Annotated in this window: 23 protein-coding genes and 1 pseudogene; 6 read left to right on the top strand and 18 right to left on the bottom strand. The window is 63.3% G+C overall.

Going from position 1 to position 25,869, the window contains the following annotated elements; translation table 11 throughout:
• Window positions 1–104: 104 nt before the first annotated feature.
• Window positions 105–719: a hypothetical protein gene (locus ABT24_RS07700; RefSeq protein WP_276731874.1), complete on the bottom strand. Its 615-nt coding sequence runs from the start codon at window positions 717–719 to the stop codon at window positions 105–107.
• Window positions 720–953: 234 nt separating this feature from the next.
• On the opposite strand from ABT24_RS07700, the gene ABT24_RS07705 reads away from it, so the two are divergent.
• Window positions 954–1,775, top strand: coding sequence for an undecaprenyl-diphosphate phosphatase (locus ABT24_RS07705; protein WP_276731876.1), 822 nt, complete (start codon window positions 954–956; stop codon window positions 1,773–1,775).
• A 65-nt stretch (window positions 1,776–1,840) separates the two neighbouring features.
• Here the strand turns inward: ABT24_RS07705 and ABT24_RS07710 are convergent, their stop codons facing one another.
• Window positions 1,841–2,665 carry a LytR/AlgR family response regulator transcription factor gene (locus ABT24_RS07710; RefSeq protein WP_276731878.1) on the bottom strand — a complete coding sequence of 275 codons (825 nt, stop codon included), beginning with the start codon at window positions 2,663–2,665 and terminating at the stop codon, window positions 1,841–1,843.
• Window positions 2,662–3,696 carry a sensor histidine kinase gene (locus tag ABT24_RS07715; RefSeq protein ID WP_276731879.1) on the bottom strand — a complete coding sequence of 345 codons (1,035 nt, stop codon included), beginning with the start codon at window positions 3,694–3,696 and terminating at the stop codon, window positions 2,662–2,664. The genes ABT24_RS07710 and ABT24_RS07715 overlap by 4 nt, the downstream gene beginning before the upstream one ends.
• Before the next feature lie 100 nt (window positions 3,697–3,796).
• On the opposite strand from ABT24_RS07715, the gene argH reads away from it, so the two are divergent.
• Window positions 3,797–5,197: an argininosuccinate lyase gene (gene argH / locus ABT24_RS07720; RefSeq protein ID WP_276731881.1), complete on the top strand. Its 1,401-nt coding sequence runs from the start codon at window positions 3,797–3,799 to the stop codon at window positions 5,195–5,197.
• Window positions 5,198–5,207: 10 nt separating this feature from the next.
• Here the strand turns inward: argH and dcd are convergent, their stop codons facing one another.
• The 9 genes and pseudogenes from dcd to ABT24_RS07765 all read right to left on the bottom strand — a co-directional run bounded on the left by dcd (window position 5,208) and on the right by ABT24_RS07765 (window position 16,372).
• Complete coding sequence (gene dcd / locus ABT24_RS07725; protein WP_013122281.1) at window positions 5,208–5,774, bottom strand: dCTP deaminase; 567 nt, start codon at window positions 5,772–5,774, stop codon at window positions 5,208–5,210.
• Window positions 5,775–5,951: 177 nt separating this feature from the next.
• A pseudogene (locus ABT24_RS07730) lies at window positions 5,952–6,389 on the bottom strand (histone); the annotation flags it as partial.
• 428 nt (window positions 6,390–6,817) lie between these two features.
• Window positions 6,818–8,020, bottom strand: coding sequence for a ribonucleotide-diphosphate reductase subunit beta (locus ABT24_RS07735; RefSeq protein ID WP_276731941.1), 1,203 nt, complete (start codon window positions 8,018–8,020; stop codon window positions 6,818–6,820).
• Between the two features lie 154 nt (window positions 8,021–8,174).
• Window positions 8,175–11,111 carry a ribonucleoside-diphosphate reductase subunit alpha gene (locus tag ABT24_RS07740; protein ID WP_276731887.1) on the bottom strand — a complete coding sequence of 979 codons (2,937 nt, stop codon included), beginning with the start codon at window positions 11,109–11,111 and terminating at the stop codon, window positions 8,175–8,177.
• Window positions 11,112–11,462: 351 nt separating this feature from the next.
• Window positions 11,463–12,050 (bottom strand): 1,6-anhydro-N-acetylmuramyl-L-alanine amidase AmpD, encoded by a 588-nt coding sequence (ampD, locus tag ABT24_RS07745; RefSeq protein WP_276731890.1) that lies wholly within the window; start codon window positions 12,048–12,050, stop codon window positions 11,463–11,465.
• Window positions 12,051–12,052: 2 nt separating this feature from the next.
• The gene (locus ABT24_RS07750; RefSeq protein WP_276731892.1) at window positions 12,053–13,597 is read right to left on the bottom strand and encodes a sigma-54-dependent transcriptional regulator; all 1,545 of its coding nucleotides are present in this window, start codon (window positions 13,595–13,597) and stop codon (window positions 12,053–12,055) included.
• A 3-nt stretch (window positions 13,598–13,600) separates the two neighbouring features.
• Window positions 13,601–15,265, bottom strand: a complete 1,665-nt coding sequence (locus tag ABT24_RS07755) for a sensor histidine kinase (protein ID WP_276731943.1) — start codon at window positions 15,263–15,265, stop codon at window positions 13,601–13,603.
• 43 nt (window positions 15,266–15,308) lie between these two features.
• Window positions 15,309–15,536 carry a PP0621 family protein gene (locus ABT24_RS07760; RefSeq protein WP_013104740.1) on the bottom strand — a complete coding sequence of 76 codons (228 nt, stop codon included), beginning with the start codon at window positions 15,534–15,536 and terminating at the stop codon, window positions 15,309–15,311.
• Window positions 15,533–16,372: a cytochrome C assembly family protein gene (locus ABT24_RS07765; RefSeq protein WP_276731894.1), complete on the bottom strand. Its 840-nt coding sequence runs from the start codon at window positions 16,370–16,372 to the stop codon at window positions 15,533–15,535. Before ABT24_RS07765 ends, ABT24_RS07760 begins: the two co-directional genes overlap by 4 nt.
• 127 nt (window positions 16,373–16,499) lie before the next feature.
• On the opposite strand from ABT24_RS07765, the gene ffh reads away from it, so the two are divergent.
• Entirely contained in the window at window positions 16,500–17,849 is a 1,350-nt protein-coding gene (gene ffh / locus ABT24_RS07770) for a signal recognition particle protein (RefSeq protein WP_276731897.1), read from the top strand.
• Window positions 17,850–17,871: 22 nt separating this feature from the next.
• On the opposite strand, the gene ABT24_RS07775 is transcribed toward ffh, so the two are convergent.
• On the bottom strand, window positions 17,872–18,519 hold the full coding sequence (locus tag ABT24_RS07775) for a lytic transglycosylase domain-containing protein (protein ID WP_276731900.1): 648 nt from the start codon (window positions 18,517–18,519) through the stop codon (window positions 17,872–17,874).
• A 20-nt stretch (window positions 18,520–18,539) separates the two neighbouring features.
• Window positions 18,540–20,270, bottom strand: a complete 1,731-nt coding sequence (locus tag ABT24_RS07780; protein WP_276731903.1) for a proline--tRNA ligase — start codon at window positions 20,268–20,270, stop codon at window positions 18,540–18,542.
• Window positions 20,271–20,446: 176 nt separating this feature from the next.
• Here ABT24_RS07780 and ABT24_RS07785 point away from each other — a divergent pair, with 176 nt between their 5' ends.
• Both ABT24_RS07785 and ABT24_RS07790 read left to right on the top strand, forming a co-directional pair.
• The gene (locus ABT24_RS07785; protein WP_276731907.1) at window positions 20,447–21,043 is read left to right on the top strand and encodes an RNA pyrophosphohydrolase; all 597 of its coding nucleotides are present in this window, start codon (window positions 20,447–20,449) and stop codon (window positions 21,041–21,043) included.
• Entirely contained in the window at window positions 21,040–21,606 is a 567-nt protein-coding gene (locus ABT24_RS07790) for a CNP1-like family protein (RefSeq protein WP_276731910.1), read from the top strand. Before ABT24_RS07785 ends, ABT24_RS07790 begins: the two co-directional genes overlap by 4 nt.
• 20 nt (window positions 21,607–21,626) lie before the next feature.
• On the opposite strand, the gene proB is transcribed toward ABT24_RS07790, so the two are convergent.
• From proB to rplU, 4 genes are all read right to left on the bottom strand, one after another.
• Window positions 21,627–22,754: a glutamate 5-kinase gene (gene proB / locus ABT24_RS07795; protein WP_013104733.1), complete on the bottom strand. Its 1,128-nt coding sequence runs from the start codon at window positions 22,752–22,754 to the stop codon at window positions 21,627–21,629.
• 1 nt (window position 22,755) lies between these two features.
• Entirely contained in the window at window positions 22,756–23,820 is a 1,065-nt protein-coding gene (gene cgtA / locus ABT24_RS07800; RefSeq protein ID WP_276731916.1) for an Obg family GTPase CgtA, read from the bottom strand.
• 138 nt (window positions 23,821–23,958) lie between these two features.
• Window positions 23,959–24,216, bottom strand: a complete 258-nt coding sequence (gene rpmA / locus ABT24_RS07805) for a 50S ribosomal protein L27 (protein WP_013104731.1) — start codon at window positions 24,214–24,216, stop codon at window positions 23,959–23,961.
• Window positions 24,217–24,228: 12 nt separating this feature from the next.
• Entirely contained in the window at window positions 24,229–24,540 is a 312-nt protein-coding gene (gene rplU, locus ABT24_RS07810) for a 50S ribosomal protein L21 (protein WP_276731919.1), read from the bottom strand.
• A gap of 311 nt (window positions 24,541–24,851) precedes the next feature.
• On the opposite strand from rplU, the gene ABT24_RS07815 reads away from it, so the two are divergent.
• Complete coding sequence (locus tag ABT24_RS07815) at window positions 24,852–25,862, top strand: polyprenyl synthetase family protein (protein ID WP_276731920.1); 1,011 nt, start codon at window positions 24,852–24,854, stop codon at window positions 25,860–25,862.
• The last annotated feature ends 7 nt before the right edge of the window (window positions 25,863–25,869 follow it).

A 25,869-nucleotide genomic window follows, 5' to 3' on the forward strand; every position in this document is an offset into this window, starting at 1 on the left:
AGCGCCCCATTATAGGGAGGCAGCACGCCTCATCGCGTCATTTTGTCGCAGTCAAGACTTAACGCGTTCCTGAATTGACAAAACGCAGACTCCATGCCTTTGAATCAGGATGTAACCAGCTCCTGACCGGCAAAGCTTTGCCGATAGTCTTCGGGCAGCATGTCGCACAGTTGCTGCCTGACCTTGTCCGCCTGCACTGATCCGGCGATTTCGGTGATGAGTGCGAGACATTCCTGCAGCGCGGCCAGCACGGCCTCCGGCTGGTCGGCGGCGCGCAGGTGCGCCCGTGCCGGCCCGCTCTGAGCGCCGAGCAGTCGCTCCAGCATGTCGAACATATACATGCGCGACAAGGCTATGGAGCGCCGGGGCGGCGGCGCTACGGCTTGCGCCAGTTGCGACGCCGCCACGCTGGATGGGCTCGGCTCGGGTGCCGAAGGAGCCTGAACGGATGCATTTGAGGTCCGCTTCAGCGGCGCCTCCACGGGCTCCGGCGCATTCGCAAGCCCCACGCGCTCGACATAGCCAGCGGCGAGCAGTTCCCGCGCGAGTTCCTGCACCTCTTGCCCCATCAAGGCGCACAACTCGCCGATGGCGCGCTGGCCGTCGCACAGAATCAGCACATGCCGCTGCCTTGCACTCAGTGCCTGACTGCGCTGCTGTTGCTCGCGGCGGCCGGCCGAGGTTTTTCGCAACACATCAGCCAAGGTCAAGTTGCTCATTTCACCCCCTTAAAAGAGGGGGTACTGTAAAGATTGCAAATGACCGCGGCGTGACACCGCAAGCGTAAAAAGCGCAACAAAAACAGCAGTCTCTCAAGGAAACGCCGGGCCGCCCCAAGTTTCCTTGACCCCCGCGGGGGGCGGGTCGGCGAGCCGGCCCTGGGGGTGCTCAGACGAACCTAAGTCTGCCTCTGTCAGAATCTGCGCCACAAAACCACAACCCCTCACCACACCATGCACCTCTACCTTCTGGCCATCGCCGCCCTTCAAGGCGTGACCGAGCTGTTTCCCATTTCCAGCCTGGGGCACAGCATTCTGATTCCGGCCCTGTTTCATTGGCCCATCGACCGCACGGCAGACTGGTTTCTGCCCTTCATCGTGGTGCTGCATCTGGGCACGGCCACCGCGCTGCTGATCTATTTCTGGCGCGACTGGGCGCGGCTGATCGGTGGCTGGCTGCGCGCGGGCGGCAAGACGTCCAACCCCGACGCCCGTCTGCTCTGGCTGATCGTGGCGGGCACCATTCCTGCCGGGCTGCTTGGGCTGCTGCTGGCGCACAAGATCAAGGCGCTGTTCGGCGGCTTCACCTTCGCGGCGATCGCGCTGATGCTCAACGGCCTGCTGCTGCTGGGCGGCGATGCACTCAAGCACCGGCGCGGGCTGATCGCCCTGCCGGAACTGGGCTGGCTGCGCGCCTTCCTCATTGGCTTGGCGCAGGCGCTGGCCCTGATTCCGGGGTTTTCGCGCTCCGGGGCCACGCTGGTCGCCGGTCTGGGCCTGGGCTTGAACTATGCCGACTCGGCGCGGTTTTCGTTTTTGCTCGCCACGCCCATCATCGCGGCAGCGGGCGTACTCGAAGTGCCCAAGCTGATGCACGCCGGCGTGCCGCATGAACTGCTGGGCACGATTGCCGCGGCCGGGGTGCTGGCCGGGGTGTTCGCCTGGCTGTCCACCTGGTTTTTGATGCGCTGGTTCACGGACCACGAAATGAAGGCGCTGCGGCCGTTCGGCATTTACTGCCTGCTGCTGGGCGCGGTGGCGTTACTTGTCGGCTGAGCCTACGTTTTGCCTGAAATTTCGCCTGACAAACACGCCGCCGGGCAGCCCCACGCGTTTCTCGCCTACTTGGGGGGCTGACGCGCTGCGGCAGGTCTGGAGGCAGTCAACAGCGCTTGCACCGCGGCCACGCGCCGTCGGCTGACGGGCAGGGTGTCGGGCACGCCGTGCAGATGCAAAGTCCAGGTGGCGTTGTCGGTCTCTGTACTTCCGGCCTCGGGTTCCGGCGCGATGCCCTCCGGCGGAGTCATCGGCCGCTCCAGGCTGCGAATCGCGGGCGCCGCAACCAGCGCGCTGCGGTGAATGCGCACGAGATGCTCGGCGTAGCGCTGCTCCAGATCGGTCAATGAGAGGTCCACCAGATACTGCTGCTCAGCGGTGCGCAGGGTGGTGTATTTGGCCTCGGCGCGGCAATACAGAATGTCGGCCAGCGGCACGCGCTTGAGCGCGCCATGATGCTGCACCGTCAGGTACACGGTTTCCACCGCAGCGGGTGCTTGCTGCTCCGCACCCTGGGCACGCAGCCACAGCACGGCCTTGCCCATCGCCTGGGCCAGGCGCTCGCGCCGCACCGGTTTGGTGAGATAGTCGACGGCCGATACGCCGAAGGCATCGAGCGCATGCTGCTCGTGGGCGGTCACGAACACGATGGCGGGATGGTGCAGGCCGGGATCGCCCGTCAGCCGCCGGGCCAGTTCCATGCCCGTCTGCCCCGGCATCTGGATATCGAGCAGCAGCACGTCAAAACGCTGCGCACGAAGCAGCACCCAAGCCTCGGCCGCGTCGGCCGCTTCGTCCACTATGGCCTGCGCGGTTTCGGGCAGTTCGGCGAGCAGGCGGCGCAGGCGGCTGCGGGCCAGCGGTTCGTCGTCAACGATGAGCACGTTCATAGCGGTAAGCGTAACCGCGCCCGCCAGCGGGCCAGGCCGTCCTCGACGACTTCGCCCTGATCGACCTCGGCCGCAATGTCGTACAGCAGATGCAGGCGCTGGCGAATGTTGCGCAGCGCCGTGCCGGTGCCATGACGGCGCGGCGGGGGCGTGTCGCTCAGCGCGGGCAGATCGTTGCGCACGGTGACTTCGATCTGCCCCAGCCGCCGGGCCACATCGATGTCGATCTGCACCCTGCGGCTGCTGCGCTCGACGCCATGCCGCACCGCGTTCTCCACCAGCGGCTGCAGGGTCAGCGCCGGAATGCGGATTTGCAGCAGGGTGTCGTCGACCTGCCATTGCACTCGCATGCGCTCGCCGAAACGCACCGACTCGATGTCGAGGTAGCGCCGCGCCAGATCCATTTCCTGCTCCAGCGTCACCAGCGTGCCCGGCTTGCCCACGCTGGCGCGGAACAGTTCGGCCAGATCGTCGAGCACGGTCTCGGCGCGCTCGGGCTGCTCGCGCACCAGGGCGCTGGCGGCGTTGAGGGTGTTGAACAGAAAGTGCGGGCGGATGCGCGACTGCAGTTCACTCAACCGCGCCTGCATGTCGATCGGCGTGAAGGCCCGTGCGCGCAGTTGCAGATAGTGCACAAAGACCAGCGCCAGCGCCGCCCCCGCCAGCGCAGCCTGCCAGGGCTGCTGTGCAGCGCGCGGCGCAAGCGCGTCGAACAAGGGCTGCACCAGCAGATTCAAACCCAGCGCCGAAAAGGCGCCCAGCGCCATGGCCACGGCCAGCACCGCTGCTGCACCCCGCAGCCGCCAAAGCCGCTGGGTCATGCACATCAGCGCCAGCCAGAGCAGCGCGGCGGGCTCCACCCACGAGAGCAGCAACAAGGCGCCGATACGGCCTTCCCCTTGCGGCCATTGCAGCAACACGAGCAGCGCCAAAAGCAGATTGAGCGCCACCAGCGCGCGCACCAGACTGCCAGCGCCGCAGATGTCGAGGCGCACTGCGGTTTCGGTGGAAGGGGTCGGTTCAGCAGTCATCTGGGGCATCAAGCAGCTTGATCCTGAAGGCTTCTCTAAAATTGGCGGTTTCGACCCAGGCGCCCATGGCGTCACAACGCTCGCTTTGCGAGGCCAATCCATGCACGATCAATTCGAACACAAGCAGCAAGCCTGGTCCGCGCGTTTTTCCGAGCCGGTCAGCGCTCTGGTGCAGCGCTACACCGCCTCGGTGGATTTCGACCGGCGGCTGGCGCTGTTCGACATCGACGGATCGCTGGCGCACGCCACCATGCTGGCCGAACAAGGCATTCTCAGCGCGGACGACCTCGCCGCCATCGAGCGCGGCATGGCGCAGATCCGTACCGAAATCGACTCTGGCGCGTTCGAGTGGAAGCTCGAACTCGAAGACGTCCATCTCAACATCGAGGCCCGCCTGACCCAGCTTGCGGGCGATGCCGGCAAGCGCCTGCACACCGGTCGCAGCCGTAACGATCAGGTGGCCACCGACATCCGCCTATGGCTGCGCGACAGCATCGACCAGAGCATCGCTCAACTCCGTGCGCTGCAGCGTGCGCTGGTGCAACTGGCCGCACAGCATGCCGACACCATCATGCCGGGCTTCACGCATCTGCAGGTGGCGCAGCCGGTAAGCTTCGGCCACCATCTGCTGGCTTATGTGGAAATGTTCGGTCGCGATGCTGAGCGTCTGCGCGACTGCCGTTCCCGCGTGAATCACCTCCCCTTGGGCGCTGCTGCGCTAGCCGGCACCACTTTCCCGATCAACCGCCCGCGCGTAGCCGAGCTGCTGGGCTTTGACGGCGTGTGCCAGAACTCGCTCGACGCCGTGAGCGACCGCGACTTCGCCATCGAGTACAACGCTGCCTGCGCGCTGATCATGGTGCATATCAGCCGCTTCAGCGAAGAGCTAGTGCTGTGGATGAGCCCGGCCTTCGGCTTCATCGATCTGGCGGACCGCTTCTGCACCGGGTCGAGCATCATGCCGCAGAAAAAAAACCCGGACGTGCCCGAGCTCGCCCGCGGCAAGACCGGACGGGTCACCGGCCATTTGATGAGCCTGCTGATGCTGATGAAGGGCCAGCCCCTGGCCTACAACAAAGACAACCAGGAAGACAAGGAGCCGTTGTTCGACACCGCGGATACCGTGATCGACACCCTGCGCATTTTCACCGACATGGTGGGTGGCATCCGCGTCAAGGCCGAGGCGATGGAGCGCACCGCGCTCCAGGGCTACTCCACCGCCACCGACCTGGCCGACTATCTGGTGAAAAAGGGGCTGCCCTTCCGCGACGCGCACGAGGCGGTGGCTAAAGCCGTGCGATTTGCAGTGGAGCGCGGCATCGGCCTGGAAGACATCAGCCTGAACGATCTGCGCAGTTTCTCGCCGCTCGTCGGCGAAGACGCGCCCGAAGCGCTCAAGCTGCAGGGCTCACTCGCCGCGCGCGACCATCTGGGCGGCACGGCGCCGAACCAGGTGCGCGCGCAGGTGGCGCGCTGGCAAGCCGCACTCGGCGACGCGTAAAACGAAGCGCTCAGGCACGCGGCAAGGTCACGCCGTGCTGCCCTTGGTACTTGCCGCCGCGATCCTTGTAGCTGACTTCGCAGACTTCATCGCTCTCGAAGAACAGCACCTGCGCGCAGCCCTCGCCCGCGTAAATCTTGGCGGGCAGCGGCGTGGTGTTGGAGAACTCCAGCGTCACATAACCTTCCCACTCGGGCTCGAACGGTGTGACGTTGACGATGATGCCGCAGCGGGCATAGGTGCTCTTGCCCAGGCAGATGGTGAGCACATTGCGCGGAATGCGGAAGTACTCCATCGTCCGCGCCAGCGCGAAGCTGTTGGGCGGGATGATGCACACGTCGCCCCGAAAATCGACAAAGGACTTTTCATCGAAATTCTTCGGATCGACGATGGTGCTGTTGATGTTGGTGAAGATCTTGAATTCGTTGGCGCAACGAATGTCGTAGCCGTAGCTCGACGTGCCATAGCTGATGATGCGGTGTCCATCGACCTCGCGCACCTGCGCGGGCTCGAACGGCTCGATCATCGCCGTGTTTTGCGCCATGCGGCGGATCCATTGATCTGATTTGATACTCATGATGTCGGGGCAGTCTGGCTCAACCGGGCTGCTGTAATAAGGCAGATAGACGCAACCATACCGCACCCGCCAGGTCGTCGGAGTGAAGCTAGCCGGGATAGCGGCTCGAGGTAGGCATGCGGCGTGCGGAAATAAAAAAACCCGGGCGATCAGCCCGGGCTCAATTGCACTGAATGCTCAGGGCTTGCTGGTCGGAAACGGCCAGGCCGCTTGCGGATTCAGCTTGGTTTGCGCGGTCGCTGCTTTTTTGGCGGGAGCAGCTACGGCCTTCTTCGCCGGCGCCGCTTTTTTCGCAGGCGCAACCTTCTTCGCAGGTGCAGCTTTCTTAGCCGGTGCGGCCTTCTTTGCAGGAGCAGCCTTCTTCGCCGGAGCAGCCTTCTTCGCCGGTGCGGCTTTCTTCGCCGGCGCGGCCTTCTTCGCCGGCGCGGCCTTCTTCGCAGGAGCCGCCTTCTTAGCCGGTGCGGCCTTCTTCGCAGGAGCAGCCTTCTTCGCCGGTGCGGCTTTCTTCGCCGGAGCCGCCTTTTTCGCGGGTACAGCCTTCTTCGCCGGTGCTACTTTCTTCGCGGGCGTCGCTTTCTTCGCCGGTGCCGCTTTTTTTGCAGTTGCCATGGTGATTCTCCTTGATCAAGTCTTTTGAAGTTGAGCCGGTCGCCAAATCGCGTCCGAGCGCCTCACGGCCCCGCCTCCCGGCGGTTTCCAGTACGGGACATCGGCACGGCGTTCAGCCGGCACCACCTGCGATCGGCTCAGCGCTGATCCGTGCAGGGGATTCACTTCCGCCGGCGACAAAGCCAGTGCGGGAAGGAATGGGGAACGGCGCGCCGTGCGCTCACCTCTGGTCATCCAGAGCATGAGGCGCAGACCGGCGCACCAGAATTGATCGAGCGGGGAGTCAGGCATCACCATGGACGCCCCCATGCGTTGCGCGACAAAAAACAGAGGAGGAGACTCCACCCGCCGACTCTGCGCGGCCGGACGTATCGGGGTGGAAGGGACTCGGTCAACAATCACTCTGTAGTGCGTGCTCGCAGGTTATTCACGTGTCATTCCCAGGACAGCGCGCCGCCGGATTGGTACTCGATCACCCGGGTCTCGAAGAAGTTGCGCTCCTTCTTCAGGTCGATCATTTCACTCATCCAGGGGAAGGGGTTCTCTTCATTGGGGAAGATAGCGTCGAGACCGATCTGCACCGCACGGCGGTTGGCGATAAAGCGCAGATAGCCTTTGAACATCGATGCGTTCAGACCCAGCACGCCGCGGGGCATGGTGTCTTCGGCATAGCGATACTCAAGCTCGACCGCCTGATGGAAGAGGCCGGTGAGCTCGCGCTTGAATTCCGGGGTCCAGAGATGCGGATTCTCCAGCTTGATCTGGTTGACCAGATCGATGCCGAAGTTGGTGTGCATGGACTCGTCGCGCAGGATGTACTGGTATTGCTCGGCCGCACCAGTCATCTTGTTCTGCCGCCCCATCGACAGGATCTGGGTGAAGCCGACATAGAAGAACAACCCTTCCATCAGGCACGCGAACACGATGATGGAACGCAGCAGCTCCTGATCGTTACGCTCCGAACCCCCGAAAGCCGAAGTGCGAAACTCGGGGTTGGTCAGGGTATCGATGAAGGGAATGAGGAACTCGTCCTTGTCGCGGATGGACGCGATCTCGTGATAGGAGTTGAAGATCTCGCTTTCATCGAGGCCTATGGATTCGACGATGTACTGATAGGCGTGGGTGTGGATGGCTTCTTCGAAGGCCTGGCGCAGCAGATACTGGCGGCACTCGGGGTTGGTGATGTGGCGATAGGTGCCCAGCACGATGTTGTTGGCGGCGAGCGAATCGGCCGTGGTGAAAAAGCCGAGGTTGCGCTTGATGATGAGGCGCTCGTCATCGGTCAGGCCGTTGGGGTCTTTCCACATCGCGATGTCGCGCGACATGTTGATTTCCTGCGGCATCCAGTGATTCGCGCAGGAGGCGAGGTATTTATCCCAGGCCCATTTGTATTTGAACGGGACGAGTTGGTTGACATCGACACTGCAGTTGATGATGCGCTTGTCTTCGGCGCGCACCCGCGCGGTGGAGGCCGCGCGTTGGCTGTAGAGGTCTGCGGCCACCGCCAATGCTGGCGTCGATGCGGCTGCGGATTGAAGCGAAGCCGAGGCACCGCCCAGGGATTGAAGTGAACGCTCCGCCAGCGCACCTTGCGCGGGGCTTGCAGAGTTCTGTTGTGGTTCGTCCCAAGTAAGCATGTTCATGACCTTCCGTGAATTATCAAGTGTTCAGCGCAAAGGCTCAACACCGATGCAATGAGGATGCGTGGTTTGTGCGGCGCATGTTGTGCAGGCGCATCGCAAGTGGCATGCCGCTTGATCACTTGTGATGCGCCGCAACGGTTTGCAGCGCTTACTGACAGGCTTCGCATTCCGGGTTGTCGATGGCACAGTAGCGGATGTCGCCGGACTGCACCACGGCCTGTGCCGAAGCCGAAGCTAAAGCCGAAACCGACTCGCTTGGCGACTGCGGCACGGCGTTGAGCTGACCCGCCTTGACCGTGGACTTCTCGGCATGCGTGGCGCCGATGGTGCGCAGGTAGTAGGTGGTCTTGAGGCCACGCAGCCAAGCCAGCTTGTAGGTATCGTCGAGCAACTTGCCCGATGCATTGGCCATGTAGATGTTGAGCGACTGCGCCTGGTCGATCCATTTCTGGCGGCGCGCCGCAGCCTCGATGATCCACTGGGTATCGGTCTCGAAGGCCGTGGCATACAGGGCTTTGAGATCGGCGGGAATGCGGTCGATGCGCTGGGTGCTGCCATCGAAGTACTTGAGGTCGGCCACCATCACCGCGTCCCACAGGCCACGCGCCTTGAGGTCGCGCACCAGATATTGATTGATGACGGTGAACTCGCCCGACAGATTCGACTTGACGTACAGGTTCTGGAAGGTCGGCTCGATGCAGGCGTCCACGCCGACGATGTTGGAGATGGTGGCCGTGGGCGCGATGGCCACGCAGTTGGAGTTGCGCATGCCGTGCTGCGCGATCTGCGCGCGCAGCGCGTTCCAGTCAAGAGTGCTGGAGGTATCGGCCTCGACATAGCCACCGCGCTGTTCGGCTAGCAGCTTCAGACTGTCCATGGGCAGGATGCCTTGATCCCAAAGCGAGCCGCCGTAACTGCTGTAGCGGCCGCGCTCGCGTGCCAGTTCGCTCGACGCCCAGTAAGCCTCGTAGCAAACCGCTTCCATCGACCGATCGGCAAATTCCACGGCTTGTTGCGAACCATAGGGAATGCGCAGCTGATAAAGACAGTCCTGAAAGCCCATGATGCCCAGACCCACTGGCCGATGCTTCATATTGGCGTTGCGCGCCTTGGCCACGGCGTAGTAGTTGATGTCGATCACGTTGTCGAGCATGCGCATCGCGGTCTGGATGGTGCGCTTGAGCTTGGCCTGGTCGATGACTTTGGTGCCGTCTGGCGCGTCTTTCAGATGCGCGACCAGATTGACAGAGCCGAGATTGCACACCGCGATCTCGCTCTCATTGGTGTTGAGCGTGATCTCGGTGCAGAGGTTGCTCGAGTGCACCACGCCCACATGCTGCTGCGGGCTGCGCACATTGCACGCATCCTTGAAGGTGATCCAGGGATGGCCGGTTTCGAACAGCATGGACAGCATCTTGCGCCACAGTTGCACCGCGGGCAGGGTCTTGAACAGCTTGATTTCGCCCAGCGCGGCCTTCTGTTCGTAGCGGGTATAGGCCTGCTCGAAGTCCTTGCCGAACTTGTCGTGCAGATCGGGCACGTCGGCCGGGCTGAACAGCGTCCAGTCGCCCCCTTCCATCACCCGCTTCATGAATAGATCGGGTACCCAGTTGGCGGTGTTCATGTCGTGCGTGCGGCGGCGATCGTCGCCGGTGTTCTTGCGCAGTTCCAGGAACTCTTCAATGTCGAGGTGCCAGGTTTCGAGATAGGCGCAGACCGCGCCCTTGCGCTTGCCGCCCTGGTTCACTGCCACCGCAGTGTCGTTGACCACTTTGAGGAAGGGCACGACACCCTGGCTCTTGCCGTTGGTGCCTTTGATATGGCTGCCCAGGGCGCGCACGCGCGTCCAGTCGTTACCCAGACCGCCGGCGAACTTGGACAACAGCGCGTTCTCCTTGATGGCCTCGTAGATGCCGTCCAGATCGTCCGCCACGGTGGTGAGGTAGCAGCTCGAGAGTTGCGAACGGCGGGTGCCCGCATTGAACAGGGTGGGCGTGCTCGACATGAAATCAAAGCTGGAGAGCAGCTCGTAGAACTCGATGGCGCGCGCCTCGCGGTCGATTTCGTTGAGCGACAAGCCCATGGCCACGCGCATGAAAAAGGCCTGCGGCAGCTCGATGCGACGGCCATCCTTGTTCACCCGCGTATCGGCACGATTGGCGAGGAAATAACGGTCGTACAGCGTTTGCAGACCCAGGTAATCGAACTGCAGGTCGCGCTCGGCCTTGAGCGCGGCACCCAGACGGGCCAGGTCGAACTGCCCGAGCCGCTCGTCGAGCAGTTCGAGCTCGACACCCTCCTTGATGCAGCGCGGAAAATACTCGGCGTAGCGCTGGGTCATCTGCTCCTGCGGAATGTCCTCGTTCAGCGTCTCGCGGCGCATGGTGTGCAACAGCAGGCGAGCAGTGACCTTGGAGTAGTCGGGGTCGCGCTCGATCAGGGTGCGCGAGGCGAGGATGGAGGCCTTGTAAACCTCGAGCATCGGCACGCCGTCGTACAGATTGCGCAGAGTTTCCGCCACGATGGGGGCCGCCTTCACATCCGCACTCAGATTGACGCAGGCGGATTCAATCAGGCTCACCAGAGCGGCCTGATCGAGCGGTTTGCGCAGACCGCCGTCGAGCACATGCAGCACCGGGGCGCTCTCTTGTTGCTCTGCAGCCGCTTTCTGCTTGGCCCGCTCTTGTGTGCGGCGTTCGCGGTACAGCACATAGGCGCGCGCCACCTCGTGCTGGCCAGTGCGCATCAGCGAGAGTTCGACCTGGTCCTGAATGTCTTCAATATGAAAGGTGCCGCCGCTGGGACGGCTACGGAGCAGGGCGCGCACGACGTTTTCGGTCAGCGCATTCACTGTTTCGCGCATGCTGGCCGAGGCCGCACCCTGCCCGCCTTGCACGGCCAGAAAGGCCTTGGTCATCGCCACGGCGATTTTGCTCGGCTCAAACCCGACCACGGCCCCGTTGCGACGGATGATCTTGTAGTCTGAAAAATCACCCAGTGCGACCTGCTGTTGCGTATCCACCTCGGGGTGTGCGAGGTGTTGCGGGACGGCAGTGGATTCGGTGGCAGCGGTGGTCTGGGACATCGGGACTCCTTGAGGGCAGATGGGCCGCGCAGCAAATCTGGCTGGCTCACGGCGCTGCGAGCGCACATGAACGCCGCATGAAAGCAGCACGGACAAAGCAATAAAGACGAATGAGGGCAAATCGGGGACGAACCGAGAGAGCGCGTAAGCATTTCCAGCCTTCCGATACCGCAGTCTCAGACCGCGATCCGGCATCTCTCTCAAACCGGCAAGACACTATATCTAGCGTCTGGCGGAATTTCAACCACTATTCGTAGTGTGGGACAAATTGACAGCCAGCCCACAGCTTATGCACAGGTTCATGCACAAAGTCTGCCCCTGGAGCGGCCTCGGACAAACCCGCAGGGGTGCTCAAAACCGCTGAAATGGAAAGGCCGATGTCGACAGGGCCAGGCCGTTTTTGATCTGGCGCCAGTTGAAGCCGACGCCTGGGTCGGTCTTGCGCCCTGGCGCAATGTCGCTATGCCCGACCCATGCGCGCAAGGGATAGCGCGCGAGCAGTTCAGATCCCAGTGCGATCAGGGTGTCGTACTGCTCGGGCTCGAACGGCTCATCGTCGCTCCCTTCGAGTTCGATGCCGATGCTGAAATCGTTGCATCGCTCGCGCCCGGCATAACGCGATGCGCCGGCATGCCAGGCGCGCCGGTCACAGGACACATATTGCGTGAGCACACCATCGCGCTGCACCACAAAATGCGCCGAGACCCTAAGACCTTCGAGCGCGGCAAAAGCCGGGTGCGCCCGCGGATCGAGCCGATTGCAAAACAACTGCTCGATCGCCTCGCCGCCATATTGACGCGGCGGCAGAGCGATGCAATGGATCACCAGCAAATCGATCGGCATGCCCGCGGGCCGCTCATCCTGATTGGGAGACGGCATATGTCGGGCGTGGGGCATCCAGCCTGCGTCCCGACTAGCCGTACTGAAGGGGGGCGACATGATCAGAAAGGATCGTCCGGCGGCGCTTCAGCCGGGTCGCGCACGTCGAGGCGCTCCATGCGGTAGCGGATCTGACGCAGATTCAGCCCCAGCAACTGCGCGGCCGCGGTGCGATTGAAGCGGGTGCGCCGCAGCGCCTCGCAGAGGATGCTGCGTTCAACCTGATCGAGGTAGGCCCCTAAGTCGGGAGGCAGGGGCGATTGCGCTTCGAACCGGGCCATGGGGGGCTGGGGCGACTGAGGCGGCTGAGGCTCCGGGGCATGCTGCGCAACGATTGGGGTGATCGGCGGGTCGGCCGGTCGCTGCATGGACGGCGCCGTCGTGTCGGGCAGGATCGCGGTAATCGGCAAAGCCGTCGCAGAGGTCAGCACTTCGGCGGCGCGGGCGCCACTGCCCTGCAGCTCGATGTCTTCAGGGCCGATCAGATCTTGTGCAGCCAGCGCCGCAGCCCGGTGCAGCAGATTCTCCAACTCGCGCACATTGCCTGAGAAACGATGCTGGCGCAGGTGCTCAAGCGCAGCCGGGCTCAGCCGCAGACCGGGCCGCGCATTGTCGCGGCGGATGTCGCCCAGCAACGCCTCGACGAGCACCGGCAGATCATCCAGCCGGTCGCGCAGCGGCGGCAGAGTGACCCCGATGACGTTGAGGCGGTAGAACAAATCCTGCCGAAACTGGCCCTGCTCCACCATGCGTTCCAGATGACGGTGGGTGGCGCTGACCAGGCGCACATCCACCGCGATTTCGGCCGTCTCGCCCACCGGGCGCACGCGCCGCTCCTGCACGGCGCGCAGCAGCTTGGCCTGCATCGCCAGAGGCAGTTCGCCGATCTCGTCGAGAAACAGCGTGCCGCCCTGCGCCGCAGCAAAGAAGCCGGCATGGTCGGACATCGCTCCGGTGAACGCGCCCTTGCGATAGCCGAAAAACTCGGCCTCCAGCAATTGCTCGGGAATGGCGCTGCAGTTCACCGGAACGAACGGCCCGCTGGCGCGGGCGCTGCATTCATGCACGGCCTTTGCGGCCAGCTCCTTGCCGGTGCCCGACTCGCCCTGGATGAGCACGGGCGCCATGCTGCGGGCCACGCGCTGCAAGGTCTGTTTAAGGGCGCGCATCACCCCAGACTCACCCACCATGCGTTGCAATGCGCTGCTGGTCGGCGCCTGCACTTCCACATCGACCGCTGCGAGGGCCGCATGCACGGTGCGACGCAGCGCCGCCAGATCGACCGGCTTGCTCAGGTAGTCGAACGCTCCGGCCTTGAGCGCCGCCACCGCGTTGCCCGCACTGCCGTAGGCGGTAATGACGATGGACTTCTCAAAGCGGTCGGGCTGCGCTTCCAGCCAGCGCAGCAACTCCAGCCCCTCGCCGTCAGGAAGACGCATATCGGTGAGCATGAGGGCGTAGCGCCTGCGCGCCAACTGCTCGCGCGCCTGCGCCACGGTTTCAGCCACGTCGATCTGCCAGCCTTCATGCACCAGGCTCAGGGTGTAGAGCTCGCGCAGATCGGGTTCGTCGTCGACGATGAGAATACGCACATCCGCTGGATTCATGCCTTAAGGGCCCGGTGCGATTTGAATGACAAAAGAACCGCGCTCCTGCGGCGTGCCCTCGCGCTCGAGGCGGTAAAGCAGACGCGCGCCGTTGCGCAAACACAGTTCGTGAGAAATATACAAGCCCAACCCGACGCCCCGGCTGCTCGTGGTGCGAAACGGCTCGAACAGCTGCGCGCGCAGTTCGGCGTCGATCAGCGGCCCATCGTTGGAGACCTGGATTTCCCGCACCTGCCCGGCGCCGAGTTGCCGCATCTCGATCGCCCGTGGCTGGTTGCTCGCATAGCGCCGCGCGTTACTCAGCAGATTGACCAACACCCGTCGCAGATGCAAGGCATCGAAGCGGATCTGCGCCGCGTCGTCCTGAATGAACAGACCGATGCGTCCCTGATCCGGCTGGTCGAATTCGGCATGCAGCTCGCGCATCAACGGCGCGCAAAGCATCAGCCCGATTTCACGCGGCGCGGTGCGGCCCAGCTCCAGCACATCCTCGACGGTGCGGTTGATGCGCTCGACGTTCTGGCCGATGAGATGATGCAGGCGTTCGAGCTGCACCGCATCGCCCGCGAATTCGCGGGCGAGCTGGTTGGCCTGCCCGATCGCCCCCAGCGGATTGCGAATCTCATGCGCCACGCTGGCCACCAGACGCCCCATCGCCGCCAGCTTTTCCTGCTGAATGCGCGCATCGATCTCCCGCAGATCCTGCAGCACGATGAGATAGCCCACGCCGCCCGGCAGGTTGTCCAGCGTGGAAAGACGAAGCAGCAGCTTGCGACCCGCGGGCGTGCGCACCTTGACCTCCCGCGCCTCCTCGCCGTCAATGGCCATGCGCTCCACCTCTTTGCGCACCACCTCGGCCACCGGCAGATCGCGCAAGGCCTTGCGCCCCCCGAGCCAGCGCGCCGTGACCGCATCGCTCCAGGGCAAATCCAGCAGCTGTTGCGCGGCCGGATTGAGCGCTTCGAGCACCATGTGCCGATCGACCACCATGACGCCATCGCGCTGCGCCTCGATCACCCGCTGGTTCAAGGCCATCTGCCGCCGGGCGACGGACTCGCTGGCCGCCGCACGCGCTTCTTGCCTCGCCAGTCTTTGCGACAACTGCCAGGTCAGCACCGCCACTGCAAAATAGGCGATGCCGACAAAGGCCGCATTGAGCAGGCGCTGCTCGGCCTCCGCCGCCCCGCCCAGCATGGCGAACCCGGCGCTGCCCAGCAGAATCATCGTCACCAAGGCAGCCACGAACAAGGTGAGCGACAGCGTGCCGTAAATGCCCGCTGCCAACACGGGCAAGGCGTAGATCAGGGCGAATTCGCGCACGGGATATCCCGCAGTGAACTGCAAGGTGGTGAAGGCCAGCAGATCGACGGCAATCGCGATCAGCACCTGCCAGGCCAGGCCCTGCGTGCGAACGAAACTCCACCAAAGGCTCGCGACCGTCAGCGCCACATACAGCAGCGCCACCCCGTAACCCAGTGTGGCGACGGCGGGTTTTTCGGCATGGGGGGCTGCCTGCATCATGGGCAGCAGCACCAGCCAGCCCAGCAACATCAGCGACATGAGCACGCGCGCCGCAGCCAGCACCCGGTAGGTTCGCAGGCGTTCTCGGCCCAGACGCGAAGAAGGCACGAAGGCCGAACCTGAAGAGGCCGCCGCCGGGGCGAACATGGATCGCGCGAATGCGCTTTCAGCGGCGACCGCAGCGCCCGGCTTACGACCCCAGACGGGCATGCTCGTCGCTGCAGTACGGCTTGCCATCGCGCCAGACGCAGCGGCTGGCGGGCGAGTGCACGCCGCAATGCGCGCACGGCAACATCGCCTCGGGAACCTGCGGCGGTTTATTGGGCGAAGGCGGCTGTCGCACGCTGCGGGGTTGCTGCGATTTTTTGATGAGCATCAGCCCGACAATCACCACCACAAACAGAACGAGGTACTTCATCGGTGCAAAATCACCTGCAGCACAAAACGCGAACCGACATAGGTCAGCATCAGCAGCACCGTGCCGCCGAACAGCCAAGCCAGCGCCCGCGTGCCCCGCCAGCCCAGAAACACCCGACCCACCATCAGCACGGCAAAAATCAGCCAGGCCGCGATACCGAAAACCGCTTGATGATTGAACTCGAACGGCTTGCCAAACAATTGCTCGCTGAACGTCGCCGCAAAAATGAGCGAGGCCGTCAGCAGCACAAAACCCACCGCCGCCAAACGATAGGTCAGCTTTTCCAGGGTGAGCAAAGGCAGGCTGCGCGACACGCCCGACACCGCGCCCTTGCGCCGGTGCAGCGAACGCTCGGCCGTCCACAGCAAAATGCCGTGAAGCACGGCCGCGCCGAACAGGCCATAGGCGGCGATCCCCATCGCCCAGTGCAGCGCGAAAGTGGGCCCAGCGCCGTAAGGCGGCGTAAAGCCTCCGGGGAAAACCCAGCTCAGCAAAATGGAAATGGCCGCCAGCAGACAGATCCAGCTTCTCAACATCTGCAGGGGGTAATACAGACTTTCTACCCAATACACTGCCGCTACCAGCCAGAACGTGACCGAAAGCGCCTGGGCAAAGCCGAAATGCGGCTGCAACTCGCCGTGCAGCACCATGGCGAAGGTGATGGTCTGCGCGATCCAGGCCAGCGCCATCACCCAGGTCGACCAGCGCTCGGAACGTTGCGTCGCCCCGCTAGTCTCCCCTTCCGCATGGCCCAGCACCAAAGCAGGTTTCGGGCGCGACAACACCGCAGCCAACATATAGAAGGCGAAGGCGAGGCTATTCACTAAAATCGACATGTTTCAAGTTTAACCGACCCCCCTGCGGTTCTTCAGTGCCGCGCGCGGTGAATGCCAGACTGGCCTCAGGCTCTGCGACGACCAAACTGCGCAAACGCCCAAACCTCGCTCCAACCTTCCACGCCCCATGCTCAACAACCTCACCCAGCGCCTGTCCCGCGTGGTCAAGACCCTCAAGGGCGAAGCGCGCATCACCGAAGCGAATATCCAGGACATGTTGCGCGAGGTACGCCTCGCGCTTCTCGAAGCCGACGTGGCGCTGCCCGTGGTACGCGAATTCACTGCCCGCGTCAAGGAAAAAGCGCTGGGCCAGGAAGTGGTGGGTTCGCTCACCCCCGGTCAGGCGCTGGTCGGCGTGGTGCAGCGCGAGCTTGCCGATCTGATGGGCGGCGACGCCGTGCCGATCAACCTCGCCACCCAGCCGCCGGCCATCGTGCTCATGGCCGGTCTGCAGGGCGCGGGCAAAACGACCACCACCGCCAAGCTGGCGCGGCTGCTGACCGAGCGGCAGAAGAAAAAAGTGCTCACCGTGTCGTGCGACGTCTATCGCCCGGCAGCCATTGCGCAGTTGCAGACGGTGACGGCGCAGGCTGGGGCGGAATTCTTTCCCTCCTCACCCGACGACAAACCACTGGACATCGCCCGCCGCGCCGTCGAATTCGCCCGCAGTCACCATTTCGACGTGCTGCTCGTCGACACCGCGGGACGACTGTCGGTGGACGAAGCCATGATGCGCGAAATCAAAGAGCTGCACGCCGCGCTCAAGCCCATCGAAACCCTGTTCGTGGTGGACGCCATGCAGGGCCAGGACGCAGTGAACACCGCGCGCGCCTTCCACGACACCCTGCCGCTGACCGGTATTGTGCTCACCAAACTCGACGGCGACGCCCGCGGCGGCGCGGCGCTGTCGGTGCGGCAGGTCACGGGCGCGCCGATCAAGTTCGCCGGGGTGTCGGAAAAGATCGACGGGCTGGAGCCCTTCGACCCGCGCCGCATGGCCGACCGGATTCTGGGCATGGGCGACATCCTCGCTCTGGTGGAGCAGGCGCAGCGTCAGGTCGATGTCGATGCTGCGCAGCAACTGGCCGCCAAGGTCAAGTCGGGCGCCCAGTTCGATCTCAACGACTTTCTGATGCAGCTGCAGCAGATGAACAAAATGGGCGGCCTGCAGGGCATGCTCGACAAACTGCCGGCCGAGATGCAGGCCAAGGCCGGTCAGGCCGATATGTCCCGCGCCGAGCGCGACATGCGCCGCATGCAGGGCATCATCCACAGCATGACCCCGCAGGAGCGCCACAAGCCCGACGTCATCAAAGCCACCCGCAAACGCCGCATCGCCGCAGGCGCCGGGGTGCAGGTGCAAGAAGTCAACCGCCTGCTCAAGCAATACGAGCAGATGCGTGACATGATGAAAAAAATGAAGGGCGGCAAGATGTTCAAAATGATGCAGCGCATGGGCGGCATGATGCCGCGCTGAGTGCTCGGCGGGACGGGCGACTTCAGCCGGAGCCGCCCGCCACCAGCCAGCGCTGGCGCGCGGCGAGCACCGCGTCGGGATAAGCCGCTTTGCCGCGCGAGCCGTTGTAGCGGCCCAAAGCGTAGAACAAGCTGCCGTTTTCGATGTTGAGGTAATGCCGCAAAATCACGCAGCCATAACGCAGATTCACCTGCATGTGAAACAGGCTGGTGATATCGCCATTGCCGATCTGCTGGGTCCAGAACGGCATGACCTGCATATAGCCCATCGCCCCGGCCGATGAAATGGCATACTTCTTGAAGCCGCTTTCCACCTGAATCAAGCCCAGGATCAGCGCGGGCTCCAGCCCGGCGCGGTGCGCTTCGTACCAGACGGTTTGCAGAAAATCGCGCCGCACCGAGAAGCCCGGAATGCGGTTTTGCAGCCGCGCCGACTCGGTCGCCAGCCACACCCAGTATTGGGCGAAATGATTGGCGTCGCGAAAATGCGGCTGCGGCGGTGGAGCCTCGGCAATCTGCGCGGCGAGCGCGGTGCGCACCGCGTCGCTGAGCTGCTCTTCCTTTTGCGCGCCAGCCCAGGCAGGCGCAGTGGGCAAGCCCCAGCCCGCGCCGATCGCAGCGCCCGCTCCCGCCACCTGCAACAGCCACCGACGGCGAGACAGGCCAGGCATGCAACAGCCCTCGGACGGAATCAGCGCTGCAACCGGGCCTGCAACTGCGCGCAGGCGTCAGCCAGCGGCAGCACCGTCGGCGCACTCTCTCGGCGGTGCTGATACTCCACCGTGCCCGCAGCAAGACCGCGGTCGGAAATCACCATGCGGTGCGGCACGCCGATCAGTTCCCAGTCGCCCAGCATCACGCCCGGACGCTCGCCGCGGTCGTCCAGCGCCACATCCACGCCTGCGGCGATGAGTTCGGCGTAGAGCGCGTCCGCCGCCTGGCGCACGGCTTCGCTGCGGTCATAACCGATGGGGCAGATCACCGCGGTGAACGGGGCGATCGCATCCGGCCAGATCATGCCCTTGGCATCGTGATTCTGTTCGATGCAGGCCCCGAGGATGCGCGTGATGCCGATGCCGTAGCAGCCCATTTCCAGCGTTTGCGATTTGCCCTTGTCGTCGAGGAATGTCGCGCCCATCGCGGCCGAATATTTGGTGCCCAGATAGAACACATGCCCCACCTCGATGCCGCGGCAGATCGACAACACGCCCTTGCCGTCCGGGCTGGGATCGCCCGCCTGCACATTGCGGATGTCGGCCACTTCGGGCTCAGGCAGATCGCGCCCCCAGTTGACGCCGGTGTAGTGGAAATCCACCGCATTGGCGCCGACGACGAAGTCGCTCATATTCGCCACGGTACGGTCGGCAATCACGCGCACGGGATGCACAGTGCCAATCGGCCCAAGGTAGCCCGGCGGCGTGCCAAACGTGGCCACAATCTCAGCCTCGGTCGCCATGCGGGTGCTGGCCAGACCGGCGAGCTTGCTCACCTTGACCTCGTTGACCGCATGATCGCCACGCACCAGCAGCAGCACGATGGTTGCGGCCTGCCCGGGCTTGTCGCCATCCACTGCGAGCACGACCGACTTGAGGGTCTGCTGCAAGGGAATACCCAGCAGCGTGGCGACATCCTCGCATTTGGCCGCGCCCGGCGTGGGCGTCTTTTGCAGCGTCTGCGTCGGCTCGGCGCGCGCGGCGATCAACGGCAGAGCTTCGGCCTTCTCGATGTTCGCGGCAAAGTCGGAACCCTCGCAGTAAGCAATGGCATCTTCGCCGGTGTCGGCAATGACGTGAAACTCATGGCTGAGCGAGCCGCCGATGGCCCCCGAATCCGCCGCCACGGCGCGGAACTCGAAGCCGAAACGCTGGAAGATGCGCACATAGGCATCGAACATGACGCGGTAGCTGATCTGCGCCGCCTCGAAATCGCGATCGAAGGAATACGCATCCTTCATGGTGAATTCACGCGCGCGCATCACACCAAATCGCGGACGACGTTCATCGCGAAACTTGGTCTGGATGTGATAGAAATTGAGTGGCAGTTGACGCCAGCTCCGCACCTCGCTGCGCACCAGATCGGTCACGACTTCCTCGGAGGTGGGCTGGATCACAAAGTCGCGGTCATGGCGGTCTTTGATGCGCAACAGTTCGGGACCGAATTGATCCAGTCGCCCGGTCTCCTGCCAAAGCTCGGCCGGCTGCACCACGGGCATGAGCAACTCGATGGCGCCCGCGCGATTCATTTCCTCGCGCACGATGGCCTCCACCTTGCGGATGCTGCGCAGGCCCAGCGGCAGATAGCTGTAAAGCCCCGCTGCATGTTTTTTGATCATGCCCGCGCGCAACATCAGCGCCTGGCTGCGAACGTCGGCATCCGCCGGATCGTCCTTCTGAGTGGATATGAAAAAGCGGGAAATTTTCATGCGTAGCGGCGCGTGGCCGGCATTTGAGGAAAAATGAATTCGAAGATCAGCGTGATCGCCGGGGTCTTAGCCGTGTTGGGCGTTTGCAGGCTCTGCCGCACTCTGCAAACACCCTCTCCCGGCGGCCGCGCTGCCTATAATCAAACGGAGAATTCTAAAAGATCGAGGATCAGGCGATGTTGGATCGCGAAGGCTACCGTCCCAACGTGGGCATCATCCTGCTCAACGCCAGAAATCAGGTGTTCTGGGGCAAGCGCGTGCGAGCGCATTCGTGGCAGTTTCCGCAGGGCGGCATCAACCCGGGCGAAACGCCTGAGCAGGCCATGTACCGCGAGTTGCACGAAGAGGTCGGCCTCAACCCCTGTCATGTCCGCATCATTGCCCGCACCCGCCAATGGCTGCGGTATGACGTGCCCAGCCATTTCGTGCGCCGCGACAGTCGGGGTATCTACAAAGGCCAGAAGCAGATCTGGTATTTGCTGCGCCTGACCGGGCGCGATTGCGATGTTTGTCTGCGCGCCACCGAGCACCCTGAGTTCGACGCCTGGCGCTGGAACGAATACTGGATACCGCTCGACAGTGTGATCGAGTTCAAGCGCGACGTCTATCAAATGGCGCTGACTGAGCTGGCGCGTTTTCTGCCCCGAACCGAACCGCGCACGCGTTTCCTGCGCGCCAATCTGCGGCACCGCCATGAGGGCGCCGCCACTGCAGACGAGGCCGTCACGACGGATGCTTCGGCTTCTCCTTTCACCACACCGGATCCAGCATGACCTTTTCTGCTTCAGCACGCCTGCGCGCGACGCTGCTGGTCGGCCTTTTGCTCGGCTTAGGCTCCAGCCCTTTGACTCACGCCCAGTCTGCAGACCAAAGCGGCTTGTTCGGCGCCAAGCAGAGCATTGCCGAAGCGCCTGTCACCTTTCCCCGCGCCCCGGCGGATCTGTTGCATGTGCACATCACCGCGAGCGGCGCGCTGCAGTTTTATGTCGATCGGGGCTCGATCTCGGTCGAACCCGGCCAGACGGTGCGCTACACCTTGGTGGGAAAAACGCCCGACGGGCCGCGCAATATCACCTATGAAGGAATCAACTGCGCCACGCGACAGTGGACGCTCTATGGTCTATGGAACGACGCCAGCCAGAAATGGGTGGCCGCAAGCGGGGGGGACTGGCAGCGCATTCCCGAAAACGGTGCAACGCGGGTGCACTCCACGCTTTACAGCGACGATTTTTGCCACAACCGGGCTGTTCGCGGCACGCCTGCTGACTTGGCTCGTCGCATCGAGATGGGCTTGCATGCGCTCTCGGACAATTCTCTGATGACGAATGAGCGCTGAAGCACCTCTCCCGCTGCGTCCTACAGGAAAACCATATTGTCCCGGTGAATCAGCTCGGGCTCCTCGCTGAAACCAAGTATGGCCTCGATGTCGGCAGACGGGTGGCGCATGATGCGCCGGGCCTGTGAAGCCGCGTAATTACTCAGGCCCCGCGCCACTTCCGCTCCGCTTGCATCGCGCACGGCGATGACGTCACCTCGATCGAAGTCGCCCTGTACCTCCACCACGCCAACCGGCAGCAAGCTGGCGCCTTGTGCGCGCAAACGCCGAGCTGCGCCTTCATCCACCCTGACCCAGCCGCGCAGTTGCAGATGATCGGCCATCCACTGTTTGCGCGCGGCAAGCTTGGCATGCCCGGCCAGCAACTGAGTACCAACGATCTCGCCCCGCGCCAACCGGAGCAGCACATCGGGCTCGCGTCCGCTGGCAATCACGGTATGCGCGCCACTGCGCGCCGCACGCCGCGCTGCCGTGACCTTGGTCGCCATGCCGCCGGTGCCGATTCCCGTTCCAGCACCGCCGGCCATGGCCTGCAGCGTGGCGTCCTCGGCGTCGGCTTGGGCGATCAGCGTGGCATCGGCATGTTTGCGCGGGTCCGCGCTGTACAGGCCCGATTGGTCAGTGAGGATGATCAGCACATCGCCTTCCACCAGATTGGTGACCAGCGCACCCAAAGTGTCGTTGTCACCAAACTTGATCTCGTCGGTGACCACGGTGTCGTTTTCGTTGATGACCGGCACGACACCCTGCTCCAACAAGGTCAACAAGGTCGTGCGGGCGTTGAGATAGCGCTGGCGATCCGCTAGGTCGGCATGGGTCAACAACACCTGTGCGGCGACCATGCCGCGCTCCCGGAAGGCCGTTTCGTAAGCTTGCGCCAAGCCCATCTGGCCGACGGCCGCAGCCGCCTGCAACTGGTGCATTTCGCGCGGACGTTGCGACCAGCCCAGGCGACGCATCCCTTCGGCGATGGCGCCGCTGGAGACCAGAATGACGTCCTTGCCTGCCGAGCGCAGGCCGGCGATCTGCCCCGCCCAACGGGACACGGCATCGAGATCGACGCCACGCCCTTCATTGGTGACCAGACTGGAACCGGCCTTGATGATGACGCGCCGCGCCGACTGCACGACAGAGCTGGAAGGCTGCATTTCAGGGGCTGACATCGTCACGGAAGCGGGGATCGAGTTCGACGGTTTCTACCGGTTTGCTTTGGCCGATATGTTCGGCAATCGCGTGCAGCAGTGGGTCAAGGCCCTCGCGTGCCAGTGCCGAGATCGGGAACACCGGGCCTTTGTAACGCAGACGGCGAAGCAGGTTTTTCACCGCCGCCTCGCGCTCGTCTTCGGGCAGCAGATCGAGTTTGTTGAGCACCAGCCAACGAGGCTTCGCGGCCAGTTCCGCGTCGTACTTTTTCAGCTCGGCCACAATGGCGCGAACATCCTTGACGGGATCTGCGCCCTCTTCAATCGGCGCCATATCCACGATGTGCAGCAGCAGTTTGGTGCGCTGCAAATGCCGCAGAAACTGATGCCCGAGCCCCTGGCCTTCCGCCGCGCCCTCGATCAGCCCGGGAATGTCGGCAATGACGAAGCTCCGGCCAGGCCCCAGACGCACCACGCCGAGATTGGGATACAGCGTGGTGAACGGATAGTCGGCAATCTTGGGACGGGCATTGGACACGGCGGAAATCAAGGTGCTCTTTCCCGCGTTGGGCATGCCCAGCAGCCCCACATCGGCCAGCACCTTGAGTTCGAGACGCAGCTTGCGATGCTCGCCCTCTTGTCCCTTGGTCGATTCGCGCGGTGCGCGATTCACGCTGGATTTGAAGTGCAGATTGCCCAAGCCGCCTTGCCCGCCGCGGGCGATGATGATCTCCTGGCCGTCCTGCACCAGATCGGCGATGAGCTCATCCGTTTCGGCATCAAAGATCAGCGTGCCAACCGGCATGCGCAGCACCTTGTCGTCGCCACCGGCGCCGTACTGATCCGCGCCGCGCCCGTGCTCGCCGTTGCGTCCGCGATGCAGCTTGGAAAACCGAAAGTCCACCAGCGTGTTCAGATTGACATCTGCGCGCGCGATGACATGTCCTCCGCGCCCGCCGTCACCGCCATTCGGCCCACCAAAGGGAATGAATTTCTCACGGCGAAACGACACGCAGCCGTTGCCGCCGTTTCCGGCGTGCGCTTCGATCACGACTTCATCGACAAATTTCACGGTGGGCTCGCTTCGCTGAAAAAACAGAAAACCCCGGCTGGCGAACCCGGCACACACGCTGTGTGCCTTGTGTCACCACGCCGGGGCGTTGATGGGGCATTGCCCCAACCCGGCCTGACAGCGGCCGAGTCTCACACGTCAGTTGGCTACAACCGTCACGGTCTGCCGATTGAACGCGCTCTTCACTTCAAATTCAACGCGGCCATCGACCAGCGCAAACAAGGTGTGGTCTTTGCCGATGCCGACATTGTGTCCGGGGTGGAACTTGGTGCCACGCTGACGCACGATGATGCCGCCGGCCGAGATGCCTTGGCCGCCATACACCTTCACGCCGAGTCGTTTGGCTTCTGAGTCGCGCCCGTTGCGGGTTGAGCCGCCGCCTTTTTTCTGTGCCATGTCTGAATCTCCTTAGGCCGAGATCGTTTCAATCTGAAGCTCGGTGTAATTCTGCCGATGCCCCTGATGCTTCTGATAGTGCTTGCGGCGACGCATCTTGAAAATGCGCACCTTGTCGTGCCGCCCGTGCGACAGCACCTTGGCCGTTACCTTTGCACCGTCGACCAGGGGAGCGCCGAACTTGGCGTCTTCACCGTTGACCACGGCGAGCACCTCTTCCAACACAATATCCTGACCTACGTCTGCCGGCATCTGTTCTACCTTGATTTTTTCGCCAGCTGCAACACGGTACTGCTTGCCGCCGGTTTTTATGACCGCATACATAAGTTCACCTCTTGGAAATCGTGCAAACGGCCTCTTTTATCGACCCCGCACGGACAACCAGACCCCCGCAAGCCGCCTCAGAAAATAGGAGGCTCGCCGGTTCGCCCGGAAAAATCCTGCAATTCTAGCACGGCTCAAGTCTTTCACCAGTTCTGCTCAAACATCGTTGTCCACGCACCATGTCGTCAGTTTCGACCTCCGTCCCTGCCACTGCACCTTCTTAGAATGGCGGCCTGTAGGAGGGTGTTCATGAACCTCTCCTTAAAGCTCAAATATTGTCAACCCGCATCTGATTCGCAACCGACTCCTCCATGTCGCCTTCCTCAACACAAACGCCAGACATGGCGCAAGCACCGACGATTCATTCCGTCTTTGCGCCGATCACCGAAGACATGGAGAGCGTCGACCGGGCCATTCACACCCACCTGGCCTCCGAAGTCGCGCTGATCAACACCATCGGCGGCTACATCGTTGCGGGCGGAGGCAAGCGACTGCGTCCCGCCTTGCTGCTGCTCGTCTCCCAAGCACTGGGGTTTCGCGGGCCGCAACAGCACATCATGGCCGCTGTGGTGGAACTGATCCATACCGCCACCCTCCTTCATGACGACGTGGTGGACGAGTCATCCATGCGACGCGGGCGCGAAACCTCCAACGCCCTCTTCGGCAACTCGGCCAGCGTGCTGGTCGGCGATTTTCTGTACTCACGGGCATTTCAGATGATGGTGTCCGTGGGGAGCATGCGCATCCTCGACATCCTGGCCGACGCCACCAATGTCATCGCCGAAGGCGAAGTGTTGCAATTGCTCAACATGCACGACCCGGAAGTCGATGAGCAACGGTATCTCCAAGTCATCCGCTTCAAAACCGCGAAACTTTTCGAGGCTGCAGCCCGAATCGGCGCCGTACTCGCCGATGCCGATGCGAACACGCAGGAAGAGATGGCCCTGGCGGGACGCAGCTTCGGCACCGCATTCCAGTTGATTGACGACCTGCTCGATTACAGCGGCAACTCCGCAGAACTGGGCAAGAACATTGGCGACGACCTGCGCGAAGGCAAACCCACCCTGCCGCTGATCATCGCCATGCGACAGGGCACTGCCGCGCAGCGCACTCTGATCGAAAATGCCATCCGCCAAGGCGACACCAGCGCACTCGACGACGTGATGGACATCGTGCACGCTTGCGGCGCCATGCAGGCCGTGCGCAAGGCCGCGCAGGGCGAGATCCGCGTTGCCGAGTGCGCGCTTTCCCCCCTGGCACCTAGCCCTGCCCGGCAGGCTCTGCTAGACTTATGCGCTTACTCTTTAGGACGCACGGTCTGATTTCTCG

This window comes from Thiomonas sp. SCN 64-16, assembly GCF_001725585.1.
In the GTDB taxonomy this organism is placed as follows: domain Bacteria; phylum Pseudomonadota; class Gammaproteobacteria; order Burkholderiales; family Burkholderiaceae_C; genus Thiomonas; species Thiomonas arsenitoxydans.